The 18,011-nt window shown below is 38.8% G+C and carries 16 protein-coding genes; 8 read left to right on the plus strand and 8 right to left on the minus strand.

Annotated elements, in window-relative coordinates:
- Nucleotides 1–141: 141 nt before the first annotated feature.
- Nucleotides 142–327: a hypothetical protein gene (locus HMJ38_RS05550; protein WP_194973383.1), complete on the plus strand. Its 186-nt coding sequence runs from the start codon at nt 142–144 to the stop codon at nt 325–327.
- Between the two features lie 69 nt (nt 328–396).
- Here HMJ38_RS05550 and HMJ38_RS05555 read toward each other — a convergent pair whose 3' ends face one another.
- Nucleotides 397–2,979: a M14 family metallopeptidase gene (locus HMJ38_RS05555; protein WP_194973384.1), complete on the minus strand. Its 2,583-nt coding sequence runs from the start codon at nt 2,977–2,979 to the stop codon at nt 397–399.
- 167 nt (nt 2,980–3,146) lie between these two features.
- Between HMJ38_RS05555 and HMJ38_RS05560 the strand changes: the two genes are divergently transcribed.
- Nucleotides 3,147–3,572 (plus strand): hypothetical protein, encoded by a 426-nt coding sequence (locus HMJ38_RS05560; RefSeq protein WP_194973385.1) that lies wholly within the window; start codon nt 3,147–3,149, stop codon nt 3,570–3,572.
- A 51-nt stretch (nt 3,573–3,623) separates the two neighbouring features.
- Here HMJ38_RS05560 and glmS read toward each other — a convergent pair whose 3' ends face one another.
- The 3 genes from glmS to HMJ38_RS05575 form a co-directional block, all read right to left on the minus strand.
- The gene (gene glmS / locus HMJ38_RS05565; RefSeq protein ID WP_194973386.1) at nt 3,624–5,465 is read right to left on the minus strand and encodes a glutamine--fructose-6-phosphate transaminase (isomerizing); all 1,842 of its coding nucleotides are present in this window, start codon (nt 5,463–5,465) and stop codon (nt 3,624–3,626) included.
- 122 nt (nt 5,466–5,587) lie between these two features.
- Nucleotides 5,588–6,952, minus strand: a complete 1,365-nt coding sequence (locus tag HMJ38_RS05570) for a DUF4270 family protein (protein WP_228779903.1) — start codon at nt 6,950–6,952, stop codon at nt 5,588–5,590.
- Nucleotides 6,912–7,727, minus strand: a complete 816-nt coding sequence (locus HMJ38_RS05575) for a glycogen/starch synthase (RefSeq protein WP_194973387.1) — start codon at nt 7,725–7,727, stop codon at nt 6,912–6,914. The genes HMJ38_RS05570 and HMJ38_RS05575 overlap by 41 nt, the downstream gene beginning before the upstream one ends.
- 126 nt (nt 7,728–7,853) lie before the next feature.
- Between HMJ38_RS05575 and panC the strand changes: the two genes are divergently transcribed.
- The 6 genes from panC (at nt 7,854) to HMJ38_RS05605 (ending at nt 13,106) form a co-directional block, all read left to right on the plus strand.
- A complete protein-coding gene (gene panC / locus HMJ38_RS05580) occupies nt 7,854–8,702 on the plus strand; it encodes a pantoate--beta-alanine ligase (protein WP_194973388.1) in 849 nt (282 codons plus the stop codon).
- 21 nt (nt 8,703–8,723) lie between these two features.
- Nucleotides 8,724–9,071, plus strand: coding sequence for an aspartate 1-decarboxylase (gene panD, locus HMJ38_RS05585; RefSeq protein ID WP_194973389.1), 348 nt, complete (start codon nt 8,724–8,726; stop codon nt 9,069–9,071).
- Between the two features lies 1 nt (nt 9,072).
- Nucleotides 9,073–10,074, plus strand: coding sequence for a lysylphosphatidylglycerol synthase transmembrane domain-containing protein (locus tag HMJ38_RS05590; RefSeq protein ID WP_194973390.1), 1,002 nt, complete (start codon nt 9,073–9,075; stop codon nt 10,072–10,074).
- 32 nt (nt 10,075–10,106) lie between these two features.
- A complete protein-coding gene (locus HMJ38_RS05595) occupies nt 10,107–10,793 on the plus strand; it encodes a zinc metallopeptidase (protein ID WP_194973391.1) in 687 nt (228 codons plus the stop codon).
- 104 nt (nt 10,794–10,897) lie between these two features.
- Complete coding sequence (locus HMJ38_RS05600) at nt 10,898–12,037, plus strand: acyl-CoA dehydrogenase (RefSeq protein WP_194973392.1); 1,140 nt, start codon at nt 10,898–10,900, stop codon at nt 12,035–12,037.
- Between the two features lie 139 nt (nt 12,038–12,176).
- On the plus strand, nt 12,177–13,106 hold the full coding sequence (locus HMJ38_RS05605; RefSeq protein WP_194973393.1) for a helix-turn-helix domain-containing protein: 930 nt from the start codon (nt 12,177–12,179) through the stop codon (nt 13,104–13,106).
- Nucleotides 13,107–13,207: 101 nt separating this feature from the next.
- On the opposite strand, the gene HMJ38_RS05610 is transcribed toward HMJ38_RS05605, so the two are convergent.
- The 4 genes from HMJ38_RS05610 to HMJ38_RS05625 all read right to left on the minus strand — a co-directional run bounded on the left by HMJ38_RS05610 (nt 13,208) and on the right by HMJ38_RS05625 (nt 18,011).
- On the minus strand, nt 13,208–15,613 hold the full coding sequence (locus tag HMJ38_RS05610) for a TonB-dependent receptor (protein ID WP_194973394.1): 2,406 nt from the start codon (nt 15,611–15,613) through the stop codon (nt 13,208–13,210).
- Nucleotides 15,614–15,702: 89 nt separating this feature from the next.
- Complete coding sequence (locus tag HMJ38_RS05615) at nt 15,703–16,422, minus strand: fatty acid desaturase (RefSeq protein WP_194973395.1); 720 nt, start codon at nt 16,420–16,422, stop codon at nt 15,703–15,705.
- 29 nt (nt 16,423–16,451) lie between these two features.
- Nucleotides 16,452–17,297: a 4-hydroxy-3-methylbut-2-enyl diphosphate reductase gene (locus HMJ38_RS05620; RefSeq protein ID WP_194973396.1), complete on the minus strand. Its 846-nt coding sequence runs from the start codon at nt 17,295–17,297 to the stop codon at nt 16,452–16,454.
- A 3-nt stretch (nt 17,298–17,300) separates the two neighbouring features.
- The gene (locus HMJ38_RS05625; RefSeq protein ID WP_194973397.1) at nt 17,301–18,011 is read right to left on the minus strand and encodes a lycopene cyclase domain-containing protein; all 711 of its coding nucleotides are present in this window, start codon (nt 18,009–18,011) and stop codon (nt 17,301–17,303) included.

Genomic DNA, 18,011 nt, shown 5'->3' on the forward strand with positions numbered 1-18,011 from the left:
TTTGAACCACAAAAGAAACAAAAGTGAACAAAAGACTATATCACCAAAAGCTGATATTCAGCAACTTTTGTATTCTTTTGACTCTTTTATGGTTCCATCATTTTATTGTTAAAACAATAAAGCCAGCTAATTCGGATACCAATGAAAGATTTTGAAATTGATGGTTTAGGACTACAAATAGCATTCAATTCTATACAGGACTTTGCCTTGTCACCTCGACGTCAGGAGAGGTCTGCAGCCCGCTTTTATGTCATTCCTTTTCTGAACATTTACAAAAAGTTAGGGACTCGGGATGACGCTGAACCCATTGTCATTCACTTTCTGTAAATGCCAAATTTTCTCCACTACTAGTGACAAATAACCTTAGAGTAGGAGCACTCAAAGGTTAGCTGTAAATCAATCCGCAGTCCCCGCTTTAATAATCTGTCCAAAGAACACCGAATTCAGGAAAAGCTTATTGGTTCCGAACCAGACGGCTCTGAAGTTTGGATTGTCCACCAAACCAATGACCCTGCCACTACCCAGTTTTTTCACTTGAATGACTGCCGTGTTTTTAATCTTTTCTAAGTTTTCAGGATGCACATAGCCGCTTGCCAATGGTTGGTTAGTGTAAACCAATGGGTTGGAATAGGGGTTTTTGGCAGTTTCCAAAAACAGGTTGCTGTTTCTGAAAGTGTGTATGGAATCGTTTGTATATCCATATCCAATGGGATGAGAATTATCCAGCATGGCATGGAATATTGTGCCACTAGTCAACCTTGCTCCTGTATTTTTAGGAAAATCGGAGTAGGCGTGGACTTCTTTTTTCTCATCCTCTTTTTCATCCTTTTTGAATTCAAATTTTACCAGTTCCTGTGTGTTCAACCAGGTCAGTGCATTTCCTCTAGCTATCAAAGTCCCTCCTGCTGAAGTCCAAGATTTAATCTTTTCTGCCTCATCCTTTCCAAAGGTGATATATGGCCCATTGGGCATTACGATAACGTTGTACTTACTTAGATCTACAGAATTTACCCTTTCCACAGGCAGCAGGGTAATGGGCATATCCATTCTCTGATCCAGTAAATGCCAGATTTCACCCGCTTCCAAACTCACCACTCCTGTACCTACCAATAAGGCTACCTCAGGCTTTTTTAACACATCGATCTGCGGTGATCCTAAATTTATACCCCCTGTATATCCAGTATTAAGGGCATGTATTACCAATCCGGTCTCATCCGCAATTTTCTTCAAATCTTCCAAAAGGTTCAATTCCTTCTTTTCTTCTCTTGGCATACTTACCAAAATACTGCCTCTTTTCAATTGTATCTTATCAGGTAATACTATTGGTTCGTTGGTCACACGGACCAAATAACCTTTTTGCATCAATTGATAGGCAGCTTTGGGAGCGTAATACCCTTCCCATCCGAAACCAAAAGCATAAGCTTCTTTCTGCCCTAATACCTTACCGGAATTCAATGAAAAATCATTATCCAATGGACTGACATCTGCCAGATTCAAAATCCGGCTACTGAGTGCCATAAAATCCAAATCAAAAGACATCGGCATTGTCCAAGCCGAAACATCATAAAACAAACTATCCTGAAACTCATTTCTAACCTCAAAAAGTGATTTAATCAACCGGTATTGTGGTTGGTTGAGAGGTACGATGTAAGATTTCCCTTTTTCGAAGGGCACACCATTCACCGAGATATCTTCATTCAAAGAATATACATCAACTGCATGCTGCCGAATCATGTCTGCTAAATGAAAGCTTCTCGCCCCATCTTCCTTTGAACCAAAAACAAAGGCTTTGTCAGTATCAGCTGCAGACATCTGAAATGCTTCCTTGTAGAAATCATGCATAGATTTGTTGATGTCAATTCGCATTTCCTTGGCAGCATCAAAGGAACTGATACTGGTTCGGAACTGATTCCTGATGGTGAATGAAAAAGTCAATGGGCCGAAATTGCTTTCCTGAAGATGTCCTCTCGAAGAAGCCTGTTCAAACAAAATACCAATGGAACCCTGAATATCCGGGTAGGTGGAGCCATAGCCAAAATAATACTCATCAAAACTTTCCTTGGCATAATACAAGGAGCCGATTTCTTCCATGGCCTTGGCATGGTACGCAGCCATTTTTTCTGTAAGTTGTACAGTTCTTTTTGGGATCAATGGATGGTCCCGGCTCGGGATACCCGGTTGAAAAAAGAAGGTGGAATTGGTACCCATTTCATGGTAATCCAGGTAAATGTTGGGAAGCCATTCCTGAAACTTCTTCACCCTATTTTGGGATTCAGGATGTTGTACCAATAACCAATCCCTGTTGAGGTCAAACCAATAGTGATTGCCTCTGCCACCCGGCCAAGCCTCAGCCAATTCCCTGTTGTTGGGATCGCCATTAAGATTATATGATCTATGAGAGTTGACCCAAGTAGAATATCGACTGTAACCATCGGGATTCAAGGATGGATCAATCAGGATGATGATATTTTTGAGGTCATCTTCTATTTCGTTGGCAGCTGCAAAATGGTATGCTGCCAAAAGGGAGGAATTGATTCCACTGGCTTCATTGCCATGCACGGAATATCCTGCCGCTAAAACCAAAGGCATTTGGTCATAATCCAAATTGGCATTGGGATCCCGCAGTTGTTTTCGGGAGTCTTTGATCTGATCAATCTTGGACAGATTGTCGGGAGATGTAATCGTCAACATCACCTGGGGTCGTTTTTCATAGGACTGGCCAAAAATCTCAAAAGAAACCCTGGGAGAACTTTCCGCTAATTTCTCAAAATACCTGATCAATTGATCGTAGCCTACATTCCATTCACCTACTTCAAATCCCAATACCTCTTTTGGCGTTGGGATTGTTTCATTGTATGTATAGGAATTAGGGAGATAATAGTTCAAAGAGATATCTGCAGTGCCCTTAGGACTATTTTGGGCAAAGCAAACTGAGGTGGAAAGGATAAACAAAAGAAAGAATAAATGTATTTTTTTCATGATAGCTTGGTTAAATCCATGTTATATTGGCTGTGGATCAAATTTAATACAAAATGCAAAAGTTGTTGATTTTGCGGCATACCAACTATGTAAAATCAAGTATTTATTTTGTAATGAAAATTCTTAAATTTAAGCTTGAAACATGTAATCTTTACCTAACAATAGTTATGAAATACTTTGTGTCTTTAATGTTCCTTTCCTTTTTCTTTTCTTGTGCTGAACGGAGTCAAACAAGCGATGAATCGGATAAAATCGATCAATTGGAGAATGTGGAATCCAAGACTAATATAGAAAACACAACAATACCAGAGATACAAGCAGAATCCTTAGGTTTGATAGGTGAATGGACTATCCCTTCAACATTTGGAGGAGGAGAATTGAGAATTGAACATCATTTGGGGAAATATTATAAAAATGAAGAATTGAGTGATGGAACCGTCAATATTTTAGAAATGACTTTATCCGAGCAGGAAGGTCTAAAAGTATTCAGGGCAAAGGATGGTTCCTCAGACGAAACTTGGGTAATCACAGAAAGTGGAAGCTTGGAAGCAAGAGGTAAGGATGGATTGATCTACAGTACTGACCCGATTTGAAACAAAAAAAAGCCTGCAAAGATTTTTTGCAGGCTTCGTAAGTTATTTCAATTACTCAACCGTCACTGACTTAGCCAAATTCCTAGGCTGATCCACATTGCAGCCTCTCATGACGGCAATGTGATAAGAAAGTTGTTGCAAAGGAACTACGGCAATCAATGGAACAAAAGCCTCTTCTGTTTCAGGGATTTCGATCACATGGTCTGCCATGTTTCTGACAGTGGTATCACCTTCCGTGACCACGGCTATAATTTTCCCCTTTCGGGCTTTTACTTCTTGAATATTGCTAACAACTTTTTCATAACTACTATCCTTCGTAGCAATAAAAACTACCGGCATTTCTTCATCTATCAAGGCAATAGGACCATGCTTCATTTCTGCTGCTGGATAACCTTCAGCATGGATATAGGAAATCTCTTTCAGTTTCAATGCTCCTTCCAGGGCAACAGGGAAATTATATCCACGTCCTAAATAAAGAAAATTTCTGGCATCCTTGTATTCTGCTGCAATGGCTTTCACTTTATCATTGAGTTTCAAGGCCCTTTCGACTTTGGAAGGTATCGTTTCCAATTCACTGAGCAGATGCATATACCTGGATTCAGACAAAGTCCCTCTTTGATAACCCAATTTCAAGGCCATCATGGTCAATACAGAAATCTGTGCGGTAAATGCTTTGGTTGAAGCAACACCTATTTCAGGACCTGCATGGGTGTAAGATCCAGCATGCGTAGCGCGTGGAATGGAAGAGCCAACCACATTACACACTCCAAAAATGGTTGCACCTTTGGATTTGGCCAATTCTATGGCAGCTAAAGTATCCGCTGTTTCCCCTGATTGGGAGATGGCGATAATAAAATCTTTTTCATTGATGACCGGATTCCTGTAGCGGAATTCCGAAGCATATTCCACTTCCACAGGTATTCTGGCAAATTCCTCAAAGAGATATTCTGCTACTAATCCCGCATGCCATGAAGTACCACATGCAGTGATGATGATGCGGTCGGCATTTTGGAACTTGTTCATATAGTCCCTCAATCCCCCCAATACCAACCTGCCGTTTTTGGCATCCAACCTACCCCGCATACAATCTGCGATTGACCTTGGTTGTTCATTGATTTCTTTCAACATGAAATGTTCATAGCCGCCTTTTTCTATGGCTTCCAATTCCATTTCCAATTGATTGATATAAGGATTGGTCTCTACATTCTCAATGGTTTTGATCTGTAATCTGTTGTCACGGATCACAGCAATCTCATAATCATCAAGATACACTACCTGATTGGTATATTCTATAATTGGTGTAGCATCAGATGCCAAGAAATACTCATTCTCTCCAACCCCAATTACCAACGGAGATCCTTTTCTAGCGGCAATCAATGTATCAGGCTCTTCGATATTCATGATGACAATCGCATAAGCGCCGACCACTTTATGCAAGGCCAACCTTACCGCCTCTTCCAAGCTGATATGGTTATTGTTATAGATGTCTTCAATGAACTTGATAAAGACCTCAGAATCTGTTTCACTATGGAAAGTATAACCTTTATTCATAAGGTCGGTTTTGAGCACATCGTAATTTTCGATAATCCCGTTGTGGATCATCGCAAATTTTTCATTGGAAGAATAATGGGGATGGGCATTGACATCATTGGGTTCACCATGGGTGGCCCATCTGGTGTGCCCGATACCGATTTTTGAATTCAGGTTTTCAAAAGTTCCGAGGTGGTTCTCCAATTCTGAGACTTTACCTTTCTTTTTGTAAACACTAAGTCCTTTTTGGTTGAGCAGAGCCACCCCTGCACTGTCATAGCCTCGGTATTCTAATCTTTTAAGGCCTTTGATAATAATGGGCAACGCTTCTTGGTGCCCAACATAAGCTACAATTCCACACATAAGTAAAAATATTTAAAATCAAATGTAATATTTTTCAAATTACAAGAGCGAAATGAAATAAAAAAAATCTACTTATGAAAAATTTCAAGTAGATTTTTGGGTGTTTGATAAAATTTCAGGATTTAAAGGGACCGTGCCCTAGAAAAGAAAATTTTCAGTTTGATCGTATTCTGATCTACCACATATTCTTTTAATGACTGTCGAAAATCATCAACACCTGGAGTACCTGGGTACAAAAGCAAATCTCTTCTTTGAATATTCTTCCGGTAAATCGCATTTACATGGGAGGTAATCAATTGGCTGAATGTATTGTCCTCAAAAGAATGGGCAAGCAGGGCAGGTTGTTCTGAATAGATGGGTTCTCCCTTTTCCAAATCGACCTGAGCTCTACCATCTGGTTGAACTGCCATAGGAAATCCGTCAGTCCTCAATAATATTTTATTTGTTTCATTTGTGAAGTACATAATCTGCAATTGGGGAGGTCTATTTGTAACATTATCGTTTACCAAAGGACCCATTTCAAGCCGAACCTGATTAAAAGTAACATTTTCCAATGTATCCAAAAAAGCATCCAAAGGACTCATGTCCAATTTAACCAACATACCAAAATTTGATTTTCCTCCAGCATACTGACCTAGATTATAGGCTACCATCTTATTTTCAACAACTTCAGTAGGAGTGCCGGTGGGGTCATTTGTTACCTGACTGAAATGGCGCGCGAAATTATTATTGATTCCTGTAGCAATTGGATACGCCCTTGAAACCGTGTCACCCTCATTCTTATAGAAGAAAACTAAACCGGTATTATTACCAACTCTTGTACTAAATGAAACATCTTCATTTTCAGCTCCCTTAAAAACCAACCCTGGTAAAAAATCCCTGAATGAAAACACATCATTAAAAGCATTTCCATCCCTTAATTCTGCAAAGATTCTTTCTGTCAATTCATTATCAACCGAAATTGTTACAATAGTGTCTTGCCTTTCTTTAAAATCAACAGTTGCACTGATAACAGGTTCCGGGTCATAATTTAAACTGCTAAAATTAAAATAATTGAGGTCTCGAATTTGATCCTCTAATAAATGTACATTAATCGTTTTGGGAGCTTCAAGGTCATCCCCCAACACATTCCGTACATTGATATTGAACTTCACTGAGTCCAATACAGCTGTTGATTCAGGTCTTCTTACATCTCTGTTGAATAGTAATCTGGTATATGCTGTAGCATCGGTCTTTCCAAAAAATTCGCTTTCTTCAAATCCATACACCAAAAAACCAGTATTGGTTGTAGATATCGAATCCCGTAATACAACAGAAGCAGATAGGGGTATTTCTTGGTAGAAAACCCCTATTTGATTGCTGTTGGGATCCAATTCCAAACCGATATTGGAAGGATCTTCACAAGATGATGTAATGGAAATCAGAATCAATAAACCCAAAACCAGCTTAGCTGGCGAGTTCTGTATAGATATTAAAGTAACTTTCAAAAAGTTGTTCGTCTTCTTCTTCGTTGTTAATCTCACACTTCTTGTCTTTAGAGCACTCCTCAATGAGTTGGCTTAGGTGTTCGGAAATTTCTTCGCTCTTGATGACCACGTCGGCATATTCCATTCCGATTTTCAGGAAGCCTTCATAATCTTTTGATTTGAGAGGGGCAAGAATGGCATCATCAATATCCACCATTTTCACTTTCTCCAACAAATCGTCGCCAAATTTATGAGTAAATCCCGTATTGTAAATAGCGAATACGGATTTTGTATCTTTAAATAATGGCTCATTCTTATAGGTTGTTTTAAGATACATCGGAATCAGACTTGTCATCCAATCGTTGCAATGCACCACATCAGGGGCCCAACCTAATTTTTTTACTGTCTCTATGACTCCTTTGCAAAAGAAAATGGCTCTTTCGTCATTGTCCTCATAGAATTTTTCCTGCTTGTCATGAAAAACGCTTTTCCTTTGAAAATAGTCTTCATTGTCAATAAAGTAAACCTGAAGTTTGGCGTTTGGAATAGATGCCACCTTGATGATCAAGGGCTTCTCTTCCTCTCCTACTGCAATGTTGATCCCTGAAAGTCTTACTACCTCATGCAATCTGTTCTTTCTTTCATTGATTAATCCGAATCTTGGTACAAGAATACGAATTTCCATTCCTTTTTCCTGCATAGCCTGCGGTAAGGCCCTCACGAAAGTTGCAACTTCTGAGGTTTGAAGAAATGGATTGATTTCACTTGCAACGTAGAGAATACGAAGTTTTGACATACCTTGTTGAGTTTTATTGAGTGATAATAAACGCACAAAGATACAAAAAAAAAGTGGTAAAGCCATTGTTTTTCTGGAATATAACATAGTTTTGCCCCTATTTTACATTTGCAAAGTACAACAAACGTGAAGCTTCTCCGGACCAAACAAGAGGTTCATCGCCACCTTGGAATTTCCCGAATAAACAATACAACTATTGGTTTTGTGCCTACTATGGGCGCATTACATGATGGTCATTTGGATTTAGTAAAAAAAGCCAAAGAAAATTCGGATGTCATCATTGTGTCAATTTTCGTCAATCCAACTCAATTCAATAACCAGAAAGATTTTGAAAATTATCCAAAAACTTTGAACAAAGACTTGGATTTATTGGATAAAACCGGGGTTGATTTCGTGTTTGTGCCTAGTAATCAAGAGATTTACCCATCTATTCCCAGTCTTATCATTGATTTTGGCGCTATCGACAAGGTTTTGGAGGGGGCCTTTCGCCCTGGGCATTTTAATGGTGTTGGAATCGTAGTTTCAAAGCTGTTAAATATTGTTAAACCTCACAAAACTTTCTTTGGACAGAAAGATTTACAGCAAGTAGCCATCATCAAACGACTGGTAGAAGACCTTTCCTTTGACACGGAAATTGTCATTATTCCCACCGTCAGGGAAGCTGATGGATTGGCCATGTCTTCCAGAAACCTCAGGCTTGATGATGAACAGAGAAAAATTGCACCCATTATTTATGAGGCACTGACATTTGCAAAAGATGAACTTTTGGCTGGCAATAATTGGTTTGGCACTCGGGGAAAAGTAGAACAGATGTTTAAGGAAGAACCTCGTTTTCGTTTGGAATATTTCGAATTGATTTCTTCTGACCGGTTTGAACTTCTAGAGAGTCTCAAAGGAACCTCTAACATAGCCATCTGTACTGCCGCCTATCTTGGAGAAATCCGTTTGATAGACAATATTTCCATATTTGATTAATATTGCGAAAAATTTCATTTCATGCACATTCAGGTATTAAAGTCAAAAATACATAGGGTAAAAATTACCCAAGCAGAATTACATTATGTGGGCAGCATCACTGTGGACGAAGATCTGATGGATGCGGCCAATATTATTGAAAATGAAAAAGTCCAGATCGTCAATATCAATAATGGAGAGCGATTGGAGACCTATGTCATCAAAGGAGAAAGGGGTAGCGGAATGGTTTGCCTCAATGGACCTGCTGCAAGGAAAGCACAAGTTGGAGACATTGTCATCCTGATTTCCTATGCATCCATGGATTTTGAAGATGCCAAAAAACACAGACCTTTGATCATTTTTCCCGATGATCATAATAAATTGATTTAAAGTGAGGCTAACAAAAAAACAGTGGATCCAGGTGGCGGTTTCTTTGATAGTAGCCATCTGGATTTTTTGGTTTCTATATAAGGACATCAGCTTTGATGCTTTGCTGTTGGCGCTATCTCAAACTTCACTATCTTGGTTTGGTTTGTCCATTGCTGTTTCCCTGATGGGATTTTGGGTAAGGGCTTGGAGATGGAAGCTACTGATAGATGCGGGAGAGTCCCAAAAAACCAAAACTATTAATTCCTTTTGGGCATTGATGATCGGCTACCTGGCAAATCTCCTGGTACCGAGGGCAGGTGAAGTGGCCCGATGCGGGGTATTGACAAAAACCGAGGACCGACAAATGGGTACACTACTTGGAACAGTGATTCTGGAGAGAACCTTTGACATGCTGTTTATGGTCAGCATTATATTCTTGGCATTTTTACTTGAAAGGGACCTTTTTGTAAAGTTATCAAGTGAATTGGTGTCTTTGGATTCATTGAAAGAAAAGATACTCCAATACCTACCTCTCTTGATTGGAGGCCTTATTGTAACAATGATCTTTATTTATTTGGTTTTCCAAAAATACAAAGACAGTAGCCTTTTCAAGAAAATCAGGCATTTTCTACGAGATTTGATCAATGGGGTGATCAGCCTTAGAAAGGTTGACAATCAATTGGGCTTTTGGAGCAGTTCGGTTTTTATCTGGTTTACCTATTACTTAATGCTGATATTTATGGCTTGGGCCATTCCATCAACTGCCAGTTTGTCACTAAGCTCCATGTTGATGGTCATGGTCATGGGCAGTATTGGCATGGTTGCTCCTGTTCAAGGGGGTATCGGTACCTTCCATGCATTAGTGGCTTTCATTTTGATGGCTTATGGATTGAGTAATGAAGAAGGAAAAATCTTTGCTGCCATCATCCATGGAAGTCAGGTACTGACAGTGATCATTCTAGGTTTGATAGCCTTGGGCTTTTTCTTTAAAATAACTTCAAGAAAAGAATCCAAATCTTATTAAATTCGTAACTAACTAGCAAACATAAAAAAACTATGATTATTCTAATTGTTGTTGTATTCGCTGCCTTGGGCTTTATTGTCAGCAGAAAGCTAAAGAGCAAGTTTAAAAAGTATTCTCAGACATCTCTAAAGGCAAATCTATCAGGAAAGGAAATTGCGGAGTTGATGCTTACAGACAATAATATACACGATGTAAGGGTGCTGAGTGTTGAAGGTCAGCTTACCGATCATTATAATCCTATGAACAGGACCGTGAACCTCAGCCCTGATGTATATTATGGCAGAAATGCAGCTGCAGCAGCTGTTGCTTCTCACGAATGTGGACACGCCATCCAACATGCTACTGCTTATACATGGTTGAATCTAAGATCTGCCATGGTTCCTGTACAAAATGCCAGTGGTAAAATTTTGAACATTGTATTGATCGCCTCATTGCTTGGCGGATTCATGCTGAATCTTCCTTATGAATTGATCGGATATATTGTGGTTGGTTCTTATGGAGTAATGACTTTGTTTACTTTGGTCACGCTCCCTGTAGAATTTGACGCAAGTAACAGGGCTTTGGCATGGATCAAAACGAGAAATGTGGTAACCCCAGATGAGTATGCCATGTCAAAAGACGCACTGAAATGGGCAGCAATGACTTATGTGGTTGCAGCATTAGCGGCTTTGGCAACATTGGCCTACTACATATTCATCTTCTTTGGAAATAGGGATTAAGGAAACTTAAAAGCATCAAATGAGTTTACTTTAAGGGGCAAGAAATTGCCCCTTATTTTTTTTTGCTGTATCTTGAAAGCCAAATACTAAACCCAAATATTCTTATGAATTTTGAATATACAGAAGAACATTTAGCTGTTAGGGATGCAGCGAGAGAGTTTGCCCAAACAGAACTTTTACCAGGAGTAATCGAAAGAGATACTGAGGGAAAATTCCCTGCCGAACAGGTAAAGAAAATGGGGGATCTTGGCTTCATGGGCATGATGGTTGATCCCAAATACAATGGTGGCGGCATGGATGCCGTCTCCTATGTTTTGGCCATGGAAGAAATATCCAAAATCGACGCTTCAGCATCAGTTTGCATGTCAGTCAATAACTCCCTTGTATGCTGGGGTTTGGAAAAATATGGTTCGGAAGCGCAAAAGGAAAAATACCTACCTCGTCTCGCAACAGGAGAAATAATTGGGGCATTCTGCCTTTCAGAACCGGAGGCAGGTTCTGATGCCACTTCCCAAAGGACCACTGCTGATCTCCATGGTGACCATTATCTGCTAAACGGCACCAAGAATTGGATCACAAACGGGAGTTCGGCGAGCGTCTATTTGGTCATTGCACAGACGGATGCATCCAAAGGGCACAAAGGAATTTCAGCATTTATTGTAGAAAAAAACTCAGAAGGATTTGTAATTGGAAAAAAAGAGGATAAATTGGGCATTCGAGGCTCAGACACCCACTCTCTCATGTTTACAGATGTCAAAGTCCCTGTTGAAAACAGGATAGGAGAGGAAGGCTTTGGATTTAATTTCGCCATGGAAAACCTAAATGGTGGAAGAATAGGAATTGCTGCACAAGCTTTAGGAATTGCTTCGGGAGCCTATGAACTAGCTTTGGCTTATTCCAAAGAAAGAAAAGCTTTTGGAAAGCCTATCAGTCAACATCAGGCCATTCAATTCAAACTTGCTGATATGGCAACGCAAATTGAAGCTGCAAGGCTTTTGGTTTTGAAAGCAGCTTGGCTCAAAGATCAAGGCGAGGATTATGCTTTCGCTAGTGCAATGGCCAAATTATACGCTTCGGAAGTTGCCATGAATGTGACAATCGAAGCAGTGCAGGTACATGGAGGTTATGGGTATGTGAAAGAATATCATGTGGAAAGATTGATGCGAGACGCAAAAATTACACAGATTTATGAAGGAACGAGTGAAATTCAAAAAATAGTCATATCAAGAAGTATAATAAGATAATCAAATCTAAATCAATGGAAAAGGCATAAAATCAATTTTTTATGCCTTTTTTTATTTTATATTAAATAATTATTGATTTAATATACATCTATTTCCAAAATTATTATAGTTTTACATCCTAACATTAATATCTGCTATCATGGAATATTACAATAAAGTAATTGAATCTGTCGGGGTACGTTTTCTAAAAGGCAACAATTTTAAAATCGAGAAGCCTGTGACAGTATTAGATTACAGTGATACCGAAAATTCAATCATATTACTTCATCAAGGTTCTGTGAAATTTGCTGAAGAAATGGAGTTGGTCAACGAAGGCGAAATTCTATTCATCCCTGCTGGTAGGAAAACCAATGTCACATTCGGTCAACAGAATAAAAAAAGCGAAATCAATAATGAAAATTTTTTAGATAATAAAAGAAAATACCTTCAAACTATTAGTTTTAAAGAAATTAAAAACCTTGAAGAAGACTGTGTAACCATTCTCAACTTTGAAGCAAAAGTTTTTGATGTCGTCAATTTCTTTCATTCATTGGGTATCCCTCCCTTTGTCATCAGGTTCAATGACAAGATTGCCTCTATCATAGAGGACATCATTAAGGAGTCTGAACAAAACACCCCAGGTAAAGAACGGGTAATCAAAATCCATTCGGAGCTTTTGGTCATTGAGATCGTCAGACATATCCTCAAAAACAGATTGTTTGTTGAAGAGCTATCCACAAATAGTACTTACTTCAAAGATCCAAGGCTAATTGATCTTTTCAACTATATCAAAAAGAATATAGGTGGAGATCTTTCCAATAAAGTCTTGGCAAAAGTTGCCAATGTATCTGAAGATTATGTTGGACAATACTTCAAAATGCTCACCGGTATCAATCCCCAGGATTATATCGAATACCAAAGAATGGAGGCTGCAGTGGAACTTCTTAGAACTTCCAAGAAAAGCATCAGAGATATAGGGAAAGAGGTTGGTTATAAAGATACTGCCTACTTCTGTAGAAGATTTAAGATGATGTATGGCTTGCCTGCCGGAAAAATGAGAAGGCGAGAATCACTCATCAACGTTCAATAAACCCAATCAATTCAAACCTAAAAACCGTCCAAAATAATTGGACGGTTTTTTTTGTCTTATGATTATCCTGCCTTTTTCAGTTTACAGGAAACCTTTATAGATTAGAATTCAACAATTATCCCGATAGTGGGCAGAATTGTACCCGCCGGATTATCTACTAAGCGCATCTGATATCGAGCAGGGTCATTGGGGTCAATTTTGAGCTGACCATTTACTTCTCTTTCAGGAACCAAAATAGGGGGTTGCTGTGCTTGGAAATTATAGGCATTTTGAACATCAAAGTACCAATTCAAATTCCACTTGTCGAAAAAATACCGTTTATCAATTCTTAAGTCCAACTGATGGAAAGCGGCCAATCTTTGATTGTTGATCTGATTGAAATCAAGAGTTGCCTGACCTCTTAAATCCCAAACTTCCCTCAAAGAGGAGTTTTCCACATCGACAGGCGTAAAGGGAAGTCCGCCCAAATACCTCCACCTTGTACCCAATTCCCAATTTTTTCCAAATCTTTTGCCTGCGGTCAAACTCACTATAAATCTGCTATCCCATGCAGATGGCACAAACCCCTCTGTGTTGGGATTGGTAAACTCACTCCTTACCAAAGTCACGGCGGCAATACCATAAAAATTATTGAAAAGTCTTTGCTGTGCCAAAAACTCAAGACCATAAGCCCTGCCCTCTGAGTCAGACCTTACCGGTTCATTTCCAATTACTCCAAAATCAGCCCCCAAGTTTGCTAGGGCTATACCATTTCTGATTGACGAGGGATAATTGCTGTAGTGTTTATAAAATCCCTCAATACTGAACCTCCTGCTTTTGTCAGGAATTACCCTTTCAATTCCGGTGATCAATTGGCTTGACCTGATGAACCGGATATCATTCAATTGGTTCTGCAATTCTCCTTCATTGTTTCTGTATCCAAGGGCAGTATAAGGCGGTTTTTGATAATAAATCCCTGCATTGGCTGTCCAAAAAAGATTGGGTTTGAGTTGGTAAGAAAGAGAAACTCTTGGACTGATTTGATTTAAAGGATTCTGGGCAGTTTCTCCAAAGTCACTCCCATCCAATCTTATCCCACCTGTTATCAAAAGCCTTTCATTATTGAAATATTTGCTACCAGAAATAAATGCCCCATAGCTATTGAAAAACGCTTTATCGTTGACATTAATCACACCACCTTCATTAGCAAGGGTAGATCTGTCAAAATTACTCAGGAAATACCTGGCAAATTCATAATTGACACCATATTTGAAATTGAAACCTTTTGTAAACACAGAGTTCTCAGCTCTGAATTTATTCTCACTTTCCTGTGAGGTATAATCAAATAACAGGTTATCCGGATTACTGCTATCATTTCCGAGATATTTGAAGGACCGGTTGTTCAGCATATTTCTGCTTAAAACAAATGTCCAAAAGCCATTTTCCCTAAATCTTTTCAGCTTCAAACCCGTGGTATAATTCCATTGGGATGAAATGGGAAGATTTTCAAGAAGATAAAGTCTATTCTCTCTATCCTCCTCGCTTTCATTGTTAGGTTCATCAAAATTCAACACAAAATTGTCAATCGCACCAACTCCCAAAAATGTCAATTCGGTCTTGTCGTTTATTTTGGTGGTGGTTTTGAAAGTGAAATCATTGAAGGTAGGCAAAAAAGGCAATCCCAATTGTCGGAAAAGAAATTGCAAATAAGATCTTCTCGCTGAAACCAAATAAGTGGTTTTTTCACCTATCGGACCTTCATTGGAAAGGGTCAGTTCGCTTGCACCCAAAGTCATTTGGGTAAACATCTTGTCTTTTCTCCCCTCCTTGAGTTGAAACTCAAAAAACGAGCTCAAAGAATTCATCCTGTCAGCTGGAAATCCACCCGTGATGACATCCACATTTTTGATCAAATTGACATTCAAAATACCGACTGGCCCTCCTGAAGATCCTTGAGTAGAAAAGTGATTGATTACCGGAACTTCTATTTCGTCGATAAAAAATTTGTTCTCATTGGGTGCGCCACCCCGGATGATGATATCGTTCCTAAAACTGGCAGTACTTGCTACACCCGGCAAAGACTGAATGACTCTACTGATATCCCGGTTTCCACCAGGATATCTTTCAATTTCATTGGTATTGAGCCTCCGAACAGAAATGGGTGTTTCATCCGAGCGCGTAAACTCTGCATCCACTGTCACCTCTCCCAATTCAGAGGCTTCTTCCCTAAGGTCAAAATCCAATCTGACAGGCCGGGCCCTTGTCACCTGAATCTCAAAAAAAGTTTTATTGCGAAAACCAACAAAACTCGCTCTTATATTATATAATCCAGGGGGAATATTGGTCAGGATATAATTCCCGTCCTCATCGGAAACTGTACCGATATCCGTGCCCAATACAACAACATTGGCAAATGGCACCCCGTCATTGTTAACAGGATTGAAAACACGACCTCTTACTTCACCTTCCTGTGCATAAGAACTCAAAACCGTAAATGAAAACAGAATTAGTATAAATGAAAGTCTCATCTTAAGAAATTAGCAACAATAAATAAATCAAACTTCCGCGATTTTGTTTCAAAAATCTTTGATTTTAAATGAATAAAATCTAAAGTTGGTTAAACAATGTTGTTTTTTTGATACTCCTCCTTTATTTTCCAAAGTCTCCACCATGGTGTTCCGGGAGAATCATGATGCTCATAATGGTATCCAAAAAAATAACAGGAAAGAAATGCCCATAGGTGATTTTTGGATTGAGTTTTGGAATGGTGCTTGTTTTTTGATTCACCCATGTGCGGCAAAAACGTCCCAAAATAAAATAGCTGAACAGTTGACAGGATAGCAGGTAACATCCAAAAAACTATCAAATTCTCTGTTGGGAGGAAAAGTTTGAGAATATTGAAGGTAACAGCCATTAACAAAATTTGCCAGATGGATACATATTGTCTAATAAAACTAAAGTACCAAATAAAGAAATTTCCTGAGGGATGGTAATCCGGGTCTTTGTCCGTTGCTACATAGCGGTGATGCTCGTGATGCTTTGGAAATAATTTCCAATAAAAATTATAAGAAAACAGCATGGCAGCAACCCAACCAATCCCATGGTTCAGCTTTTTATTAGAAGAAACTATGCCATGCATCGCATCATGGGCGGTTATAAAGAGACCTGTATAAAGATGGGTTTGGATTAAAATCCCTAAATAAGTTAAAGGGTTTGACCAATTCAACTCAATTGAAAGCAAAAATATCAGAGATACAAACCATAAGAGAATGACTGTAATCGCAATGATTACACCTTTTGAATCAACGGAATCTTTATGGGCAGTTGTTTTTATCACTTTGTAAAGGTAGGAAAGAAATCGATGCACTAAAAAGCTGCGATCTTATCTTTCACTTGTTCCATCAGCCACATGGGAGTAGAAGTAGCTCCACAGATACCCACGCTGTCATTTTCTTCAAACCATATTTTATCCACCTGTTCGGGATTCGAAACAAAAAAAGAATGTGGGTTTTTTTCTTTACAGACATTATATAGGACTTTTCCATTGGATGACTTGGTGCCACTGACAAAAATGATTTTGTCAAATTTTTCGGCAAAAGATCTCAATTCCTTATCCCTGTTTGATACTTGTCTGCAGATAGTATCATTTGTATTGACAGTAATTCCGTTATCCTTAAGTATGTTATTGATCTCATAAAACTTGTCAGTGCTTTTGGTAGTCTGACTGTATAGTGTCATATTTTTCGGTAAACTGGGAATATCCAACTCCTTGATATCCTGAAAAACAACAGCTTTATTATTTGTCTGTCCCAATAACCCTATGACTTCAGCATGTCCATGCTTACCATAGATGTATATTGTCTCATCCTTATCAAATGAGTTTTTAATCCGATTCTGCAGTTTCAATACAACCGGACAGCTTGCATCTATTAAGGTAAGGTTATTATTGATGGCCAATTCATAAGTGGATGGTGGTTCACCATGGGCTCTGATCAAAACTTTTTCATCTGTCAGGCTTTGTAATTCCACATGGTCTATGATTTTTAAACCTTTTTTGGTCAGCCGATTTACCTCTTCGTCATTGTGGACAATGTCCCCTAAACAATATAAATAACCCTGATCTTCAAGAATTTCCTCTGCCATTTCTATGGCATAAACCACTCCAAAACAGAAGCCAGAATGCTGATCTATATGTACTTGCAGGTTCATCATAGGCTATAAACTTTTAACGGTCTGAATTGTTTTAGTGTTCCTTATCCTTTCATAAATTGTGATATTCATTAACATAAGGGTCATTGAATAAACGGTATCTTCGATCGGAATGGTAAACAAGCGAATACCCAAATTTTCTGCATTATTGTATATGACTATAGGCTCATCAATAAAGGAACCCGTGAGAATGCCGTTTACTATCAGAAAAGGAATCAAAGAAACAAGATATGCCAGGTAAAACCTCCCCAAGTATTTACCTTGATAAAGAATAAAATGGATAGAAAGCATGGCAGTAGCTACCAGAAAGTTTACTGAAGTATACCATTTATCTAAATTCAATAAGCCTATAATCAAAAAGGCAGGAATGAAAACAAGTGTGATAGGTTTGGCTACGGCACCCAAAACGTCCTTTTTAACAAAATAATTTAGTACTTCATATATAAAAACACAGGCAAAAGGAACAGTCAAAAAGAAAAGCCATTCTTCAAGAGGCAATTCGAAAAAGAATATTCCTGTCAGGTATCGGGGATTAAATTCCCAAACTCCGATTACTGTAAACCAATGATCCCATACCAAAAAAAACAGCCCTGTAATTCCAATTGCTGGAAAAAGCGCATACCACTTTTTCGCATATTGTACTCTATGTTCAAATGACCTGACCAGAGGGAAAGAAATGGTCAATAAATTCAAAAGAAGGTATAAATACTTTTCCAT

The sequence above is a fragment of the Aquiflexum lacus genome (assembly GCF_015476655.1).
Classification (GTDB): Bacteria; Bacteroidota; Bacteroidia; order Cytophagales; family Cyclobacteriaceae; genus Aquiflexum; species Aquiflexum lacus.

Coding starts and splice junctions, on each gene's coding strand:
- HMJ38_RS05620 (WP_194973396.1), bottom strand. CDS start 17,297: ATGATGAACCTGCAAGTACATATAGATCAGCATTCTGGCTTCTGTTTT.
- HMJ38_RS05575 (WP_194973387.1), bottom strand. CDS start 7,727: ATGTCAAAACTTCGTATTCTCTACGTTGCAAGTGAAATCAATCCATTT.
- HMJ38_RS05560 (WP_194973385.1), top strand. CDS start 3,147: ATGAAATACTTTGTGTCTTTAATGTTCCTTTCCTTTTTCTTTTCTTGT.
- glmS (WP_194973386.1), bottom strand. CDS start 5,465: ATGTGTGGAATTGTAGCTTATGTTGGGCACCAAGAAGCGTTGCCCATT.
- HMJ38_RS05605 (WP_194973393.1), top strand. CDS start 12,177: ATGGAATATTACAATAAAGTAATTGAATCTGTCGGGGTACGTTTTCTA.
- HMJ38_RS05625 (WP_194973397.1), bottom strand. CDS start 18,011: ATGGAAAAGTATTTATACCTTCTTTTGAATTTATTGACCATTTCTTTC.
- HMJ38_RS05600 (WP_194973392.1), top strand. CDS start 10,898: ATGAATTTTGAATATACAGAAGAACATTTAGCTGTTAGGGATGCAGCG.
- panD (WP_194973389.1), top strand. CDS start 8,724: ATGCACATTCAGGTATTAAAGTCAAAAATACATAGGGTAAAAATTACC.
- HMJ38_RS05610 (WP_194973394.1), bottom strand. CDS start 15,613: ATGAGACTTTCATTTATACTAATTCTGTTTTCATTTACGGTTTTGAGT.
- HMJ38_RS05595 (WP_194973391.1), top strand. CDS start 10,107: ATGATTATTCTAATTGTTGTTGTATTCGCTGCCTTGGGCTTTATTGTC.
- HMJ38_RS05555 (WP_194973384.1), bottom strand. CDS start 2,979: ATGAAAAAAATACATTTATTCTTTCTTTTGTTTATCCTTTCCACCTCA.
- HMJ38_RS05550 (WP_194973383.1), top strand. CDS start 142: ATGAAAGATTTTGAAATTGATGGTTTAGGACTACAAATAGCATTCAAT.